We start from the raw sequence: 16,034 nt of genomic DNA on the forward strand, positions 1-16,034 counted from the left end.
CCAACACATCACATTCATCGATCAAACGAAGGAGCACACGATGACTCAACTGGACCAACTCTTCGACGCCGACCGCGCGCATTTCATGCATCCTTCGACGCACGCTCACGACCATGCGAGCGGCGCGCTGCCTGGCCGCATCGTGACGGGCGCCAAAGGCATCCGTATCGAAGACCATCAGGGCAAGTCGTATATCGACGCTTTTGCGGGCCTGTATTGCGTGAACATCGGCTACGGCCGCACCGAGGTCGCCGAAGCGATCTACGAGCAGGCGAAGAAACTCGCGTACTACCACACGTATGTCGGCCACTCGACCGATACGATCATCGAACTGTCGTCGCGGATCGTCGATTGGGCGCCGCAGGGCATGAAGAAGGTCTACTACGGCATGTCCGGTTCGGACGCGAACGAAACGCAGATCAAACTCGTCTGGTACTACAACAACGTCAAGGGGCGCCCGAACAAGAAGAAGATCGTCTCGCGTCAGCGCGGATATCACGGCTCGGGGATTGTCACCGGCAGTCTGACCGGCTTGCCCAGTTTTCACCAATGCTTCGATTTGCCGATCGAGCGCGTCAAACATACGGTGTGCCCGCACTGGTATCGGCATGCGCCTGCGGGCATGAATGAAGCGCAGTTCGTCGCGTACTGCGTCGAAGAACTCGAGAAGCTGATCGCGCAGGAAGGCGCCGATACGATCGCCGCCTTCATCGCCGAACCGGTGATGGGCACGGGCGGTATCCTGCCGCCGCCGGCAGGCTATTGGGCGGCGATCCAGCAGGTTCTGAAGAAGCACGACATCCTGCTGATCGCCGATGAAGTGGTGTGCGGTTTCGGCCGGCTCGGTTCGAAGATGGGCGCGCAACACTACGGCATCACCCCGGATCTGATTACCGTGGCAAAGGGGCTCACCAGCGCGTATGCGCCGCTGTCGGGCGTGATTGTGAGCGAAGGCGTGTGGGACGTGATCGACAAGGCATCGCAGGAATTCGGCGCGATGGGACATGGCTGGACCTACTCGGGCCATCCGATCTGCGCGGCCGCGGCGCTGGCGAACCTCGATATTATCGAGCGCGAAAACCTCACGCAGAACGCGGCGCAAACCGGTGCGTATCTGCTCGAACAACTGCATGCGGCGTTCGACGCTCATCCGCTCGTCGGCGAAGTACGCGGCGCGGGCATGTTGGCGGCGCTCGAATTCATGGCTGACAAGGACGGCCGTCAACCTTTCGATGCCGCGCTGAAAGTCGGTCCGCGCGTGTCGGCTGCTGCGTTGCAGCGCGGACTGATCGCGCGCGCGATGCCGCACGGCGACATCCTTGGATTCGCGCCTCCACTGGTCACTTCGCGTAGCGATGTCGACGAGATCGTGAAACTCGCGCGCGCGGCCGTCGATGAAGTGGCGTCACAAGTGCTGGCGCCGGCCGCTTCGGCCTGACGCTCCCACAGGCCCGTTTGTGTGCCGCAGCATGCGTACTACGGATGCTGCGGCTTCGCAAAGGGACGGTTCGCATGTTATAAGCCCAAGACAGCTTTTTTATTTGTCGTATGAAAGAGTCGTCATGGGGGATATTCAATGAAGTTGTTCCGCAACGCCAGGTCGTCCGCCAGCGGGTTCGCGCTGGTTGCACTCGTCTCCGTTTCCACCGGTTTTCTCGAGGCCACGCCCGCAGTCGCGAAGCCGCCCGCGAAAGCTCAACCGGCCGTTCTCACGGCTTCCGCCATTGCGGTCGCCGACAAGTACAGCGCCGACGCCGCTGAGCAGGTCTTCAAGGAAGGCGGCAATGCCGTCGATGCGGCAGTCGCGATTGCCTTCACGCTTGCCGTGACGTATCCGGAAGCGGGCAATATCGGCGGCGGCGGTTTCATGACGCTGTATGTCGACGGCAAGCCGTACTTCCTCGACTACCGCGAGCGTGCGCCGCTGGCAGCGACGAAGAACATGTATCTCGACGACAAGGGCGAAGTCATCAAGGGCATGAGCCTGTTCGGCTATCGCGCGGTCGGCGTGCCGGGCACCGTCGACGGGATGTGGCAGGCGCAGCGCCGCTTCGGCAAGCTCAAGTGGAAGCAGGTGCTCGCACCGTCGATTCACTATGCACGCGACGGTTTTGAAGTCAGCCAGCAATTGCAGGATCGTCGCGACGACGCGGCGAAAGACTTCGCCGGCAAGACCAACTTCGACACCTACTTCGGCAATCTGAAGCAGGGCGTCAACTTCAAACAGCCCGATCTCGCCGCAGTGCTTACGCGCATTTCGGATCAAGGCGCGAAAGACTTCTACAGCGGCAAGACTGCCGATCTGATCGCGGCTTCCATGCGCGGTCACGGTCTGATTACGAAGGCCGACCTGCAGCAGTACAAGGCGGTGTGGCGCGAGCCGATCCAGGCCGACTGGAACGGTTATCGCGTCTACACCGCACCGCCGCCGAGCTCGGGCGGTATCGGTCTCGTGCAACTGCTGAAGATGAAGGCCGACATTGCACCCGACTTCAAGGACGTCAAGCTCAATTCTCCGCAATACGTGCATCTGATCGCGGAAATCGAAAAGCGCGTGTTCGCCGACCGCGCGCAGTATCTCGGCGATCCTGACTTCTACAAGGTGCCGATCGCGCAACTGACCGACGACGCATACATCGCCAGGCGTGCCGGCGAAGTCAATCCGACCGCGCCTTCGGACACGAAGAGCATCCAGGCTGGCCTCGGCACGTCGATGCCGGAGAAAGCGGAAACCACGCACTTTTCGGTGATCGACAAGTGGGGTAACGCGGTGTCGAACACGTACACCATCAACGGCTACTTCGGCTCGGGCGTGGTGGCGGACCGTACCGGCATCGTGCTGAACGACGAGATGGACGACTTCTCCGCGAAGCCGGGCGTTGCCAATATGTTCGGCGTGGTGGGCAGCGACGCGAATTCGATCGAACCGAAGAAGCGCCCGTTGTCGTCGATGAGCCCGACCATCCTGACCAGGGACGGCAAGGTGTCGCTCGTGATCGGCACGCCGGGCGGATCGCGCATCTTCACGTCGATCTTCCAGGTGATCAACAACATTTACGACTTCAACATGCCGTTGGCTGAAGCGGTCGGCGCGATGCGCTTCCATCATCAGCTGTTGCCGCCGAACACGATCTTCTGGGAGCCGTACAAGCCGATCGACGGCGAACTCGCCAAGCAGATCGAAGCCAGGGGCTACACGCTGAAGGGACAGGATTTCAGCGGCGACATCCAGGCGATCAAAGTCAACGGCGATACGCCGGAAGCCGCCGCCGATCCGCGTGGCCGTGGCGTGACGCGGGTGATCCAGTAAGCGGTTGATTTAAGCCGGACGGTGCGTCGTGGCGACGTGCCGCGTTTAACAAAAAAGCCTCGCGCTGATTTCGCGCGAGACTTTTTGATTGCGGAGGAAGCGGTAAATCAACTGGTCTGCTCAATCGGCGTCAGGGTCAATTCGAGCCGTTGCGCACCGCGCAAAACCGTTATGTCGACGGGTTTGTCGATACGCGAGGAATCGAGCGTGCGTTGCAGGCTATCGACGTCATGCACCGCGAGTGCGTCGATCGCGATGATCGTATCGTCGGTGCGCAGGCCGCCGAGCGAGGCAGGACTGCCTTTGACGATTTCCATCACCTGCACGCCGCTCCCGGACGTCAAGCCGAAGTAGCGCTGCGTGCGCCGCGACAGTGGCCTCGTCGTACCCGCCACGCCGATGTACGCGCGCCGCACGCGGCCGTGCGCGAAGATCTGCATGATGACCCACTTGGCGGTGTCGATCGCGGTGGCGAAGCAGATCGCCTGCGCGCCGGGGATGATCGCGGTGTTCACGCCGATGACCTGGCCCGCCGAATTGATCAGCGGACCGCCCGAATTGCCCGGATTGAGCGCGGCATCGGTCTGGATTACGTCGTAGATCATGCGGCCCGAGTTCGAGCGCAGCGAGCGGCCGAGCGCCGACACCACGCCGGTAGTGACGGTTTGCGCGAGCCCGAGCGGATTGCCGACCGCGATCGCAATCTGGCCGACCTTGAGCCGCGACGATTCGCCGAGTTCGACGTGCGGCAACGGTTCAGGCGAGCCGATGCGCAGCACGGCCAGATCGCTGCCCGGGTCGTCGCCCACCAGATCGGCATCGTATTGCGCGCCGTCGGCGAGCGTGACGCGAATGTGCGTGGCGCCATGCACGACGTGGCTGTTGGTGAGCAGGTAGCCGTCGGGCGTGAACAGGAAGCCGGAGCCGGTGCCGCCGCGAGTGTTGCGGCGACCCGCTTCGCCCGGCAGCCGGCGTTCGACGGAAATGAAGGCGACGGCCTGCTGGACGCGTTCCAGCGCGCCGATAACGGTGCGGGAATAGGCGTCGAGCAGCGCGTCGTCGGATAACGGATTGAGTGTCGGTGGCCCGGGGGCGTCGGACGCGGCGCTCGGCAGGTCATCGATGAAGCTGGGGCGGCTTCCCATGGCGATGCTCCGGATGATCGGGAACGCAGATGCGGGGCGTCGCGTGGGTTTTCAAGAGCGGCGCAATCCTCGGTGCGCAGGCGCTGCCTGTGAGACACTTTCCTGCGCCAGCTTGCGCCGCCGCGCCTGCGGAAATCCCGTCGCCCGGTGCGTCGGGCTTGCCATGCCAAGGAGACAGCCATAATGAACTCGCCCGCCACCTCGGTCGCAGCGATCGTGCAGCCGGAACCGCACATCGAATCGCTCAGCGCCATCACCCTCGCCACCGGCGATATGCCGCGCGCGGTGCAATTTTATGAAGCGCTCGGTTTGCCGATTAAATTCGGCGGTCCGCAGGAAGATTTTACGTCGTTTGCGTTCGGCGGATCGTATCTGAATCTGATCGTCGACGCGCGTGCGCCGGTCAACTGGTGGGGCCGCGTCATCATTTATGTCTCGGATGTCGATGCGCTCTACCGGAAAGCGCTGGCGGCAGGGCTGAAGCCGTCGCTCGAACCGTCCGATGCGCCGTGGGGCGAGCGATATTTTCACATTACCGATCCGGACGGTCACGAGCTGAGCTTCGCAAGGCCGTTGCGCTAGCGCCGGATCGGCGCACAAAACTGGCTATCATGGCTGTCAGCAAGGCGTGCAGACCTTCGGCGCGTGCTAATCATGCAAGCGCGCGGTCGCCCGCCCAGTAACACGGCTGACACCTCGTGCTTCGATAATCGACGCATTTGTGCGCGCTGCGCTCGCGCGTGCGCCTACCCATTTCCGTTGCCAGGAGAACCGCGATGAAAGAGCTGGATTCGAGACCCGAGGCCGAATTGCTGGCAGAGCGGCAGCGCCGTTTCGAGGAAGACCTCATCGATGCGTACGACGAGGAGCTCGAAATGGAGGTCGACGACCGCATCATCGACGGCGCCGACGGCTTCACGCCCGAGCATCGCGAGGCGCGCAAGATGTACTTCCGCGAGTTGTTCCGGCTGCAGGGCGAGCTCGTCAAGCTGCAGGACTGGATCGTGCAGACCGGTCATCGGCTCGTGGTGATTTTCGAAGGACGCGATGCGGCCGGCAAGGGCGGCGCGATCAAACGCATCACGCAGCGGCTCAACCCGCGCGTGTGCCGCGTTGCAGCACTGCCGGCGCCGAATAACCGCGAACGCACGCAGTGGTATTTCCAGCGCTACGTCTCGCATCTGCCGGCAGGCGGCGAAATGGTGCTGTTCGATCGCAGCTGGTACAACCGCGCGGGCGTCGAGCGCGTGATGAATTTTTGCAGCGACGAAGAGTATGAGGAATTTTTCCGCTCGGTGCCGGAATTCGAAAAGATGCTCGCGAGAAGCGGCGTGCAGATACTCAAATACTGGTTTTCGATCACCGACGAAGAGCAGGAAATCCGCTTCCAGAACCGTATCCACGATCCGCTCAAGCAGTGGAAGCTGAGCCCGATGGATCTGGAAAGCCGGCGCCGCTGGGAAGCCTATACGCAGGCCAAGGAAGTCATGCTGCAACGCTCGCACATTCCCGAAGCGCCGTGGTGGGTCGTGCAGGCGGTCGACAAGAAGCGCGCACGGCTGAACTGCATTCATCATCTGCTGAGCCAGGTGCCGTATCACGAGATCGAGCACCCGGGTATCGAGCTGCCGGCACGGGTCTATAACGACGAATACAGCCGCCAGCCGGTGCCGCAATCGATGATCGTGCCGGAAGTGTATTGATTGCCGGCGCGGCGAAAACGGAAAAAGCTTCTACGCGCCAATTTTGTAGGGGCGCGTCTTGTCCTCGAGCAGGTGGCCGTCGGGATCGTCGAAATACACGCCGCGGCCACCGTTGTGCAGAAAAGTTTCGCCCGCACCGTCGCTAATCAGGAACGCGTCATGTTGCATGGCGATTTCGCCATCGCTTCCGGGGGCCGATCGCCTGACAGGCCCCGGCGGTTTAGAACACCATGCGGAACAACCAGTACAAGCCCGCGGCCAGGGCGATAGAAACCGGCAGCGTCAGCACCCACGCGAGGATCAGGCTGCGCACGGTGGCCCACTGCAAGCCGGAGCCGTTGGCCGCCATGGTTCCGGCCACGCCCGACGACAACACGTGCGTTGTCGAGACCGGCAAGCCGTACGCGTCGGCCGCGCCGATCGTCAGCATGGCCACCAGTTCAGCCGATGCCCCCTGGCCATACGTCAGATGCTGCTTGCCGATCTTCTCGCCGACCGTCACGACGATGCGTTTCCAGCCCACCATTGTGCCCAGACCAAGCGCGATTGCGACCGCAACCTTGACCCACGTCGGGATGAACTTGGTGGCGTGATCGGTTTGCACCTTGAAGTTGTTAATGGCCTTGGCGTCGTCCGCGGAGAAGGCGGGTTGTTTGGCCTTGTCCATCAGACGGATCGCTTCGGATGCGACATACATATTATTGCGCACGTTATCGACGATGCTTTGCGGCACGGCCGCCATCGATCCCGATGCGCCGACTTGCTGGCCAATCAGACCGACCAGTTGCTGCAAGGCCGGCAACGTCGCGGGCGTCAATTGGCGGGTGCGTACATAGGCTTCCACCTCGGCGCGCGGATTCGCGGAAGGCGCCGCGCTGTTGGTGTACCTGGCGAGCGTCGCCGAGACTTGCTGCGAGACCGCGAGGAAGGTCTGCGTTTCGGCCGGCGTAACCGCCTTGTTCAATGCGTACGCTGTTGGCACCGTGCCGATCAGGATCAGCATGATGAGGCCCATGCCTTTCTGGCCGTCGTTCGAACCGTGCGCGAATGAAACGCCCGTGCAGGTCAGAATCAGCAGGCAGCGAATCCAGAACGGTGGCGGTTCCTTGCCCTTCGGCTCGGTATACAACGCTGGAATGCGCACTACGGCCTTCAGGATCAGCAGCAGCAAACCGGACGCCAGAAAGCCGACCAGCGGCGAAAACAGCAACGACTTGCCGACGCCGAGCGCCTGGCTCCAATCGACGCCGCTGGTGCCGGACGCGCCATGCACCAGCTGATTCATCAGGCCTACGCCGATAATCGAGCCGATCAGCGTATGCGAGCTCGACGACGGCAGTCCGAAATACCAGGTGCCGAGATTCCAGATGATCGCGGCGATCAGCAGCGCGAAGACCATCGCAAAGCCGGCGCTGCTGCCCACTTGCAAGATCAACTCGACAGGCAGCAGTTGCAGGATGCCGAACGCCACCGCACCGGTTGAAGTCAGCACGCCGAGGAAATTCCATGCGCCCGACCAGACCACCGCAATGTTGGGTGCGAGCGAGTGTGTGTAAATCACCGTGGCGACGGCATTCGCGGTGTCATGAAAGCCGTTGACGAACTCGAAACCGAGTGCGATCAGGAGTGCGATGGCGAGCAGGAAATAAGGCAGAACAGAGACTTCGCGAACCGACTGCAAGTCGTCCAGCAAATGCGTGGCGCAATAAATGGCACCCGCAGCGATCACAACCAGGAAAATGATGAGGCCGAGATTGCGCCCCTTTCCACTTGCAGCGTCCGGTTGCGGGTACGAAAGTTCCGGCATGGCCTGTGCCCTCAAAGTTTGTCGCGGAGCATTCGATCCTGAGCGGGCCGTGTGTCGCAATGATGACACCGGGTGCGACGCCTATGCGGGACGGGGCCTGGCGGGAAGTTCGCGGAGATTTTCCACGCACTGTGGGGATGCGTTGCTAGAGACGTGGCGGCTTTTAACGCTTAGCTATCCGAAAAATACCGGCTGCGCAGCCGGGAAGGATTCTCCAGTCGAACTGCCGCTAACACCGCAAGAATCATTCCTGGCGACGCCTTGTAGCTGGGTTATGCGTATTGCGTGCATACCCACCGGCCCCTTTTTTTGCTACGCTGCCAAGAGGGTGTTTTGAAGGATGTTCGATGAAACGCGCGAGCCGGAAGGTCGAAAAAAGCGCCGACAAACGTGCCGACAAACGCGCTGCAGATAACCAGCCGGCCGGCGAACAGCTCTCCGCGGAGGCGGCGTTCGTGTCGTATGCGGTGCCGCTGGTCGATCGCGCCATCGAATACTCAGCCGCAGTGCGCGAGGAAGCGTCGCCTGAAGCGCTGCACCAACTGCGCGTGTCGTTGCGACGTCTGCGCTCGTTGTGGTGGGCGTTCGAGCCGCTGCTCGACAAGGGCGAGAATAAGCGGCAACGGGCGCTGTACAAGTATCTGGCGGCGGCGGCGGGCAAAACGCGCGACTGGGACATTCTGATCGAACTGATTACGCAGAACGACGCCGGCGCACGAGCGATTGCACCGAAACTCGAAGAGGCCCGCAGCGGCGCGTTGGCAACGAGTCGCGAAACGCTCTCGAACGCGGACGTCAGGCATCTGTTGCGCGACGCCTTGACTAGCGCCGCCAAGGAATTGAACACCGCGCATGAGCGGGTGCCGCTGAGCAAATTTGCCGACAAACGCGTGGCCGCGTCCGAACGTTCGCTACGCAAGCGTATGAAGCGCGCGTCTCACGCGAAGCGCTCCAATTACACATCGTTTCATGACGTCAGAAAGGCCGGGAAAAAACTGCGTTATCTGCTCGAATTTTTCAGGCCGGTTCTGCACGGAGGCCACAAACGTACGCTTAAACTGCTTAAGCAGATTCAGAAACGTTTCGGTGCGCTGAACGATGTTGTCGCGAGCGAGATGCTGCTGCGCGACAATGCAGCCTTGCTGGCCGGTTCGGGCGATACCGATGCGGTGCTTCATTGGTTCGGGAGGGAGCGCAAGCGCCGGCTGCGGTCGGCCGCGGGGCTGCTGCGCAAGTTGTGAAGCAACGGGTTGGCGCCGCGCGCGCTTGAGAAAAAGGGCTGAAAGAACAATATCTCGCGATGCGCCTGGACCTGACTCGCCAGGCGATGGTCGACGGTGCAAGGCACCGGGACACATGGAAGCTCCCCGTAGACCTCCGGCAAGCGGTGCTATTCGACCGCACGACGACTGCGGCCTACCTGCGGCGCCTATGTGATCGGTCCGGATGCTCGGGTGATCGCGTCGCAGAACGGTGAGGTCAACGCCTCGGTCCGGTTTGCCGACCGCGACTACTTCCTGGTTCATCAACGCAGTCCTGCCATCGGCTTGTATTTCTCGCATCCGTTTCGCTCGCGACTGCGCGACGGAAAACTTTCGATTGGGCTTACGCGGCGCATCGACGAAGCGGATGGCACGTTTGGCGGCATTGCGCTGCTGGCGATTCGCATCGAATACTTTCAGCGTCTGCTGGACCGGATCAACCCCGGCAGGCTGGGTTCGGTGTTTGTCGTGATGGACGAGACGGCGCCATGCTTGCCCGCAGCCGTTTTCGGACCGTGATACCGGCTTGAGCATAGCGAAGTCGCCGACCTTCCACGTGATGGCCGAGCACGAGTCGGGCGCGTATGTCGGGGCATCGGCAGTGGACGAGGCGTTCGATGGCGCGGGACTCACCGTCGTGAGCGGCGGCGCCGGATTCGATAGCCCGGCGTTGTTGCGTCGCGTGTTCAGGCGCTTTCGTTGCGCCGTGGAGCGAATCCGCGCAGCGTGACTGCGCCGCGCGTGTCGCCGGGTGGCTTTGCGACGCGTGGGCCGTTCGTCAGTTCGTCAACCGGCGATAGCGGCTCGACGGGAAAGCCGCGCCGTTGCCACGCGTCCAGGCCGCCTTTTAGTGCGCGAATCCGCGTGTAGCCGTTGCGGCGCATCCGTTCCGTGATGTCGACGGCGGTCGCGCTGTCCGGGCAGATGCAGTAAATGACGGTGTCATAGACGAGCAGCGCGCCGTCGATCTGTTCGGGCGAGTGCGGATCGAGCGCCAGCGCGCCGGGGATGCGGCGCGGCGCTTCATGCGTCGGCGCCTCTGGACGCGCATCCAGAACCATGGGCGGTGCGATGCGGCGCCGTCCGGCGGGTGTTGCTTCCGAATCGGCATCGGCTGCGGCGGGTGCGAACCGCCGACGCTCGCGGCGCCGTTGCAGCAGACGAAACGCCAGGTACGCCAATGCTGCTGTCAGCAGGATATCGATGACCGTGCCGCCGCGTGCTCTGACGAACGCGAGCAGCATATGCAGCTGCCGTTCTGCCGCGGCGCCGCCGAGTAGCCAGAAGGTGGCCCACGCCGTCACTCCGGCGATGTCCCACGCTGCGTAGATGCGTGCATCGACGGCTGTCGTGCCCATCAACGGCGGGGTGATGAGCCCGAGCCCGGGGACGAACTTCGAGATCGACACGAGCGGAACGCCGAAGCGCTCGAATAGCGAGCGTGCTTTGCCGAGTTTCGAATCGATGGCGGGCGACAGCCGGCTGAGCACGAAGATCAATTTGCGGCCGTAGATGCGGCCCGCCGTGAACCATGCACCATCGCCGATGAGCGCACCGAGGACGGCGGCGACGAAGACCGGCCAGAAAGGCAGCGAGCCGGCGGCGATCGCCGAGCCCGCGAACAGTAGCATTGGGACCGCGGGGATCGGCACGCCGAGGCGTGTCAACAGGACGTTCAGGAATACGACTGCGGCGCCCCAGGTTGAAACCGCCGAAGACGGAAACTCTACCAATTGGGATGCTCCTGTTGGTTGGGGTTTTTGGGGTTTTACCGTGGTGCGTGTGTTCCCGTCAGGGGGCTTTGTTGATGAGAATACGCGAAGGCAAAACAAATCAACCTCAGTCAGGCAAACCGCAATGCGTTCCACACCGCGGGGCGTTGGCTCGCCGCGGGAATCACTATCGGTGTGAGATGCGGGTGTGAAATGCGGCTCGCGAATGAGATTCGCGGCCTGCGCTTGCCGTGCATGGCGCACGACAAGCGCAATTGTCTGCTTAGCGGTCGAGGAACGACTTCAGGCGATCGGCGCGGCTCGGATGCATCAGCTTACGCATCGCCTTGCTTTCGATCTGGCGAATCCGCTCGCGCGTGACGTCGAACTGTTTGCCGACTTCTTCGAGCGTATGGTCCGATTTCGTGTTGATGCCGTAGCGCATGCGCAGCACCTTCGCTTCGCGCGGCGACAGCGAGTCGAGCGCGTCGTCGATCGCGGCACGCAAGTCGGCCTGCATCGCTGCGTCGGCCGGCGAGGACGCGGCCGAATCTTCGATCATGTCGCCGAGCGTAGCGTCACCGTCGTCACCCACCGGCGTTTCCATCGAAACCGGCTGCTTGGCAATCTTCAGAATGCCGCGCACTTTCTCTTCCGACAGTTCCATGCGTTCAGCCAGCACGGAAGGATGCGCTTCCTGGCCGGTCTGCTGCAAAATCTCGCGCGAAATGCGGTTGAGCTTGTTGATCGTTTCGATCATGTGCACCGGCACACGAATCGTGCGCGCCTGATCGGCGAGCGAACGCGTCACGGCCTGGCGAACCCACCACGTCGCATACGTCGAAAACTTCCAGCCGCGCCGATATTCAAACTTGTCGACCGCTTTCATCAAACCGATGTTGCCTTCCTGGATCAAGTCGAGGAAGAGCATGCCGCGGTTCACGTACTTCTTCGCGATCGAGATCACGAGGCGCAAATTCGCCTCGATCATCTCGCTCTTGGCTTTGCGCATCTTCGATTCAGCCGCGACCATCTGACGATTGATCTCTTTCAGATGCTTGAGCGGCAGCGAAACCGTCGCTTCGATGTCGATCAGTTTTTGCTGTTCCGACTGAATGGCCGGCAGATTGCGCTCGAGTGCCGCACCGAACGACGACGACCCGCGTGCTGAGCGCTCGGTCCAGCCGAGGTCGGCTTCGTGACCCTTGAACGATTCGATGAACTGCTCTCGCGGCATGCCGCTCTTCGTCACGGCGATTTGCAGAATGCGGCGCTCGATTTCGCGCACCTGCGCGACCTGGTGCTGCACGTCGCCGCACAGGCGGTCGATGGTGCGCGCCGTGAAGCGAATCTTCGCGAGGTTCTGCTGAATCTCCTCGCGGGCACGCAGATAAGCTTTCGAGGTGACGTCACCTCGCGTGTGCGACGCGTTCAACTGGTCGTACAGGATGCCAACCCGCGTGAAGATCTCGAGGCAATCGCTAGTCAGTTGCTTCAGACGCGCTTCGTCCGCCGCCGAGGAATCGGCCGGGGCGATGTCGTCGTCGCTATCGCTGTCTTCGTCATCGCTGGCTTCAGTGTCGACGTCGGCCACTGCGTCCGCGCTCGTATCTACTTCCGCTGCCGCCGTATCTTCATTCAGACCATCGACCAGTTCGTCGATGCGAAGCTCGCCGTCCACGACCTGTTGGGCGCTGGCCAGAATTGCGGAGATCGCGAGCGGGCAAGCGGCGATCGCCTGCACCATTTCGTGCAGACCGTCTTCGATGCGCTTTGCAATCGCGATCTCGCCCGCACGGGTCAGCAGCTCGGTCGCGCCCATCTCGCGCATGTACATGCGCACGGGATCGGTCGTGCGGCCGAACTCGGAGTCGACCGTCGACAACGCGACTTCGGTTTCCTCGTCTGCCTGGTCGTCCGACACCACGGCGGGCGTGTTCGAGTTCAGCAGCAGGGTTTCCGCATCAGGAGCCTGCTCGTAGACCTGCACGCCCATGTCGTTGAAGGCGCTGACGATGCTGTCGATCGCCGCGGTTTGCGCGAAGTTGTCGGGCAGGTGATCGTTGATCTGAGCGTGGGTCAGGTAACCTTGCTCCTTGCCCAACTGGATCAGCGCGCGCATCTGCCGCTGGCGTTCTTCGGCTTGTTGCGGCTGCAACTCGGCTGCGACGGGGATCGCCTTGCCCGCGCTCTTGCCTTTGCCGGTACGGCCTGCGGGTGCTTTGGCGGCGTATCCGCCCGTTTCGTGTTGCGAATCTTCGCGATCAAAAGGGTTCACGTATTCTCCTCTAGAGGCTTCGCTATGAGACGCAAGACGCGACCGTCAGGCGTTTCGAGCATGGCTCAACATCACCTGAGTGACTCAACGCGGTTGTTTGGCTGTGCTCTGGGGAGCAAAAAAGATGAGCCCGCGCGAAGCGGGCCGATAGAAATGCGCGAAATTCGCGCGGCTCGCATTATATACGAGCTTGCGCCATTGCGCGCAATGTGAGCACATCAATTCGTGCACGCGCCTATGGTGGACTCGTTTGCGGTTTGTGCAAGTGTCGGGCAGGTGCTTGTCTGAGGGCCGCATCATCAGTACGCCACGTGCAAGGACTGACCCCTCACTATAGATGAACTTGTTCGTCCTCACACGATACGATCGCTGCAGACACTCCTGCTATATGTAGGGGACGCAACTTTTAGCGTCGATTCGCACTTACCCAAAAGAAAATTCACAAAAGGGGGTTGACGACACGTCGGTCGTTCTCCATAATCTCGTTTCTCTGCTGCTGATGCAGCGACGCAGAACGAAGCGGTGCCGGGTGGTTGTGAGGTTGACGACGCGCGGTGCTGTGACGGTGGTGAATGCGTAATCGATCTTTAAAAATTAACAGCCGATAAGTGTGGGCGCTTGATGCGCGACGCGCGCCGGGTCTTTCGGGGTCCGGCATAAGCGAAAGTATCAAGTCTCACACTAGTATTAAAGGAAGGTTTTCCTGCCGGGGTGGATTCACGCCGGCAGGTTGATCATTCGTCAGTACGTTGAGTGAGCGACCGGTTCATAAGCAGGCAACTGCGAGAACCGAAAAACAGTAACAGGTTTGAACTGAAGAGTTTGATCCTGGCTCAGATTGAACGCTGGCGGCATGCCTTACACATGCAAGTCGAACGGCAGCACGGGAGCAATCCTGGTGGCGAGTGGCGAACGGGTGAGTAATACATCGGAACGTGTCCTGTAGTGGGGGATAGCCCGGCGAAAGCCGGATTAATACCGCATACGCTCTACGGAGGAAAGGGGGGATCTTCGGACCTCCCGCTACAGGGGCGGCCGATGGCAGATTAGCTAGTTGGTGGGGTAAAGGCCTACCAAGGCGACGATCTGTAGCTGGTCTGAGAGGACGACCAGCCACACTGGGACTGAGACACGGCCCAGACTCCTACGGGAGGCAGCAGTGGGGAATTTTGGACAATGGGGGCAACCCTGATCCAGCAATGCCGCGTGTGTGAAGAAGGCCTTCGGGTTGTAAAGCACTTTTGTCCGGAAAGAAAACTTCTGCCCTAATACGGCGGGGGGATGACGGTACCGGAAGAATAAGCACCGGCTAACTACGTGCCAGCAGCCGCGGTAATACGTAGGGTGCAAGCGTTAATCGGAATTACTGGGCGTAAAGCGTGCGCAGGCGGTTCGCTAAGACAGATGTGAAATCCCCGGGCTTAACCTGGGAACTGCATTTGTGACTGGCGGGCTAGAGTATGGCAGAGGGGGGTAGAATTCCACGTGTAGCAGTGAAATGCGTAGAGATGTGGAGGAATACCGATGGCGAAGGCAGCCCCCTGGGCCAATACTGACGCTCATGCACGAAAGCGTGGGGAGCAAACAGGATTAGATACCCTGGTAGTCCACGCCCTAAACGATGTCAACTAGTTGTCGGGTCTTCATTGACTTGGTAACGTAGCTAACGCGTGAAGTTGACCGCCTGGGGAGTACGGTCGCAAGATTAAAACTCAAAGGAATTGACGGGGACCCGCACAAGCGGTGGATGATGTGGATTAATTCGATGCAACGCGAAAAACCTTACCTACCCTTGACATGTATGGAACCTGGCCGAGAGGCCGGGGTGCCCGAAAGGGAGCCATAACACAGGTGCTGCATGGCTGTCGTCAGCTCGTGTCGTGAGATGTTGGGTTAAGTCCCGCAACGAGCGCAACCCTTGTCCCTAGTTGCTACGCAAGAGCACTCTAGGGAGACTGCCGGTGACAAACCGGAGGAAGGTGGGGATGACGTCAAGTCCTCATGGCCCTTATGGGTAGGGCTTCACACGTCATACAATGGTCGGAACAGAGGGTCGCCAACCCGCGAGGGGGAGCCAATCCCAGAAAACCGATCGTAGTCCGGATCGCACTCTGCAACTCGAGTGCGTGAAGCTGGAATCGCTAGTAATCGCGGATCAGCATGCCGCGGTGAATACGTTCCCGGGTCTTGTACACACCGCCCGTCACACCATGGGAGTGGGTTTTACCAGAAGTGGCTAGTCTAACCGCAAGGAGGACGGTCACCACGGTAGGATTCATGACTGGGGTGAAGTCGTAACAAGGTAGCCGTATCGGAAGGTGCGGCTGGATCACCTCCTTTCTCGAGCTAACGTGTCAATGCGTTGAGCGCTCACGCTTATCGGCTGTGAAATTAAGACAGATACGCAGACAGACTCAGGGGTCTGTAGCTCAGTTGGTTAGAGCACCGTCTTGATAAGGCGGGGGTCGATGGTTCGAATCCATCCAGACCCACCACTGTTTCTGCGGTGGCTGCAGCTAACCGGTGAAGACCCCGGGACTATCAGATTGCGTTATCTGTGTGACTGGGGGATTAGCTCAGCTGGGAGAGCACCTGCTTTGCAAGCAGGGGGTCGTCGGTTCGATCCCGTCATCCTCCACCAATCTTCAATGCGCAGGGTTCTGTGTTTAAAAGCACAGAGCGTTTCGCATTGGCGATTGAGCCAGTCAGAGTGATACGTGGTTATAGCAACTGCGATATCGGCTGTCGTTCTTTAACAATCAGGAAGAAGTAGTAAAGAGATTCACGAAAGGCACTTAGAGATGGGTGCTGAGTAGG

General features: G+C 60.9%; 9 protein-coding genes, 2 tRNA genes, 1 rRNA gene and 2 pseudogenes. 9 read left to right on the top strand and 5 right to left on the bottom strand.

The window, feature by feature from the left end; all coding sequences use genetic code 11:
- Positions 1–40: 40 nt before the first annotated feature.
- Positions 41–1,438 (top strand): aspartate aminotransferase family protein, encoded by a 1,398-nt coding sequence (locus AC3WOG_RS23710; RefSeq protein WP_492580361.1) that lies wholly within the window; start codon positions 41–43, stop codon positions 1,436–1,438.
- A 138-nt stretch (positions 1,439–1,576) separates the two neighbouring features.
- Positions 1,577–3,310, top strand: a complete 1,734-nt coding sequence (gene ggt, locus AC3WOG_RS23715; protein WP_492580362.1) for a gamma-glutamyltransferase — start codon at positions 1,577–1,579, stop codon at positions 3,308–3,310.
- 107 nt (positions 3,311–3,417) lie between these two features.
- Here ggt and AC3WOG_RS23720 read toward each other — a convergent pair whose 3' ends face one another.
- Entirely contained in the window at positions 3,418–4,455 is a 1,038-nt protein-coding gene (locus tag AC3WOG_RS23720) for a S1C family serine protease (protein ID WP_492580363.1), read from the bottom strand.
- 183 nt (positions 4,456–4,638) lie between these two features.
- On the opposite strand from AC3WOG_RS23720, the gene AC3WOG_RS23725 reads away from it, so the two are divergent.
- Both AC3WOG_RS23725 and ppk2 read left to right on the top strand, forming a co-directional pair.
- Positions 4,639–5,037, top strand: a complete 399-nt coding sequence (locus AC3WOG_RS23725; RefSeq protein ID WP_492580364.1) for a VOC family protein — start codon at positions 4,639–4,641, stop codon at positions 5,035–5,037.
- A gap of 194 nt (positions 5,038–5,231) precedes the next feature.
- On the top strand, positions 5,232–6,158 hold the full coding sequence (gene ppk2 / locus AC3WOG_RS23730) for a polyphosphate kinase 2 (RefSeq protein ID WP_492580365.1): 927 nt from the start codon (positions 5,232–5,234) through the stop codon (positions 6,156–6,158).
- A gap of 30 nt (positions 6,159–6,188) precedes the next feature.
- On the opposite strand, the pseudogene AC3WOG_RS23735 reads toward ppk2, so the two are convergent.
- A pseudogene (locus tag AC3WOG_RS23735) lies at positions 6,189–6,341 on the bottom strand (VOC family protein); the annotation flags it as partial.
- Positions 6,342–6,378: 37 nt separating this feature from the next.
- Entirely contained in the window at positions 6,379–7,965 is a 1,587-nt protein-coding gene (locus tag AC3WOG_RS23740) for an inorganic phosphate transporter (RefSeq protein WP_492580366.1), read from the bottom strand.
- A gap of 347 nt (positions 7,966–8,312) precedes the next feature.
- Here AC3WOG_RS23740 and AC3WOG_RS23745 point away from each other — a divergent pair, with 347 nt between their 5' ends.
- Together AC3WOG_RS23745 and AC3WOG_RS23750 are read left to right on the top strand one after the other, a co-directional pair.
- The gene (locus AC3WOG_RS23745; protein WP_492580367.1) at positions 8,313–9,206 is read left to right on the top strand and encodes a CHAD domain-containing protein; all 894 of its coding nucleotides are present in this window, start codon (positions 8,313–8,315) and stop codon (positions 9,204–9,206) included.
- Between the two features lie 59 nt (positions 9,207–9,265).
- Positions 9,266–9,834, top strand: a pseudogene (locus AC3WOG_RS23750) (diguanylate cyclase); the annotation flags it as partial.
- Between the two features lie 79 nt (positions 9,835–9,913).
- Here the strand turns inward: AC3WOG_RS23750 and AC3WOG_RS23755 are convergent.
- Together AC3WOG_RS23755 and rpoD are read right to left on the bottom strand one after the other, a co-directional pair.
- Positions 9,914–10,960, bottom strand: a complete 1,047-nt coding sequence (locus tag AC3WOG_RS23755) for a VTT domain-containing protein (protein WP_492580368.1) — start codon at positions 10,958–10,960, stop codon at positions 9,914–9,916.
- Between the two features lie 262 nt (positions 10,961–11,222).
- The gene (gene rpoD, locus AC3WOG_RS23760) at positions 11,223–13,217 is read right to left on the bottom strand and encodes an RNA polymerase sigma factor RpoD (RefSeq protein ID WP_492580369.1); all 1,995 of its coding nucleotides are present in this window, start codon (positions 13,215–13,217) and stop codon (positions 11,223–11,225) included.
- An 810-nt stretch (positions 13,218–14,027) separates the two neighbouring features.
- Between rpoD and AC3WOG_RS23765 the strand changes: the two genes are divergently transcribed.
- The 3 genes from AC3WOG_RS23765 (at position 14,028) to AC3WOG_RS23775 (ending at position 15,858) form a co-directional block, all read left to right on the top strand.
- A 16S ribosomal RNA gene (locus AC3WOG_RS23765) occupies positions 14,028–15,557 on the top strand.
- Positions 15,558–15,635: 78 nt separating this feature from the next.
- Positions 15,636–15,712 (top strand) — tRNA-Ile (locus AC3WOG_RS23770).
- Between the two features lie 70 nt (positions 15,713–15,782).
- Positions 15,783–15,858, top strand: a tRNA-Ala gene (locus tag AC3WOG_RS23775).
- Positions 15,859–16,034: the final 176 nt, after the last annotated feature.

It is taken from the genome of Paraburkholderia sp. FW306-02-B, assembly GCF_058782725.1.

What these genes read in the sequence shown, in the direction of transcription:
- AC3WOG_RS23710 (WP_492580361.1), top strand. Translation starts at nt 41, where the DNA reads ATGACTCAACTGGACCAACTCTTCGACGCCGACCGCGCGCATTTCATG.
- ggt (WP_492580362.1), top strand. Translation starts at nt 1,577, where the DNA reads ATGAAGTTGTTCCGCAACGCCAGGTCGTCCGCCAGCGGGTTCGCGCTG.
- AC3WOG_RS23720 (WP_492580363.1), bottom strand. Translation starts at nt 4,455, where the DNA reads ATGGGAAGCCGCCCCAGCTTCATCGATGACCTGCCGAGCGCCGCGTCC.
- AC3WOG_RS23725 (WP_492580364.1), top strand. Translation starts at nt 4,639, where the DNA reads ATGAACTCGCCCGCCACCTCGGTCGCAGCGATCGTGCAGCCGGAACCG.
- ppk2 (WP_492580365.1), top strand. Translation starts at nt 5,232, where the DNA reads ATGAAAGAGCTGGATTCGAGACCCGAGGCCGAATTGCTGGCAGAGCGG.
- AC3WOG_RS23740 (WP_492580366.1), bottom strand. Translation starts at nt 7,965, where the DNA reads ATGCCGGAACTTTCGTACCCGCAACCGGACGCTGCAAGTGGAAAGGGG.
- AC3WOG_RS23745 (WP_492580367.1), top strand. Translation starts at nt 8,313, where the DNA reads ATGAAACGCGCGAGCCGGAAGGTCGAAAAAAGCGCCGACAAACGTGCC.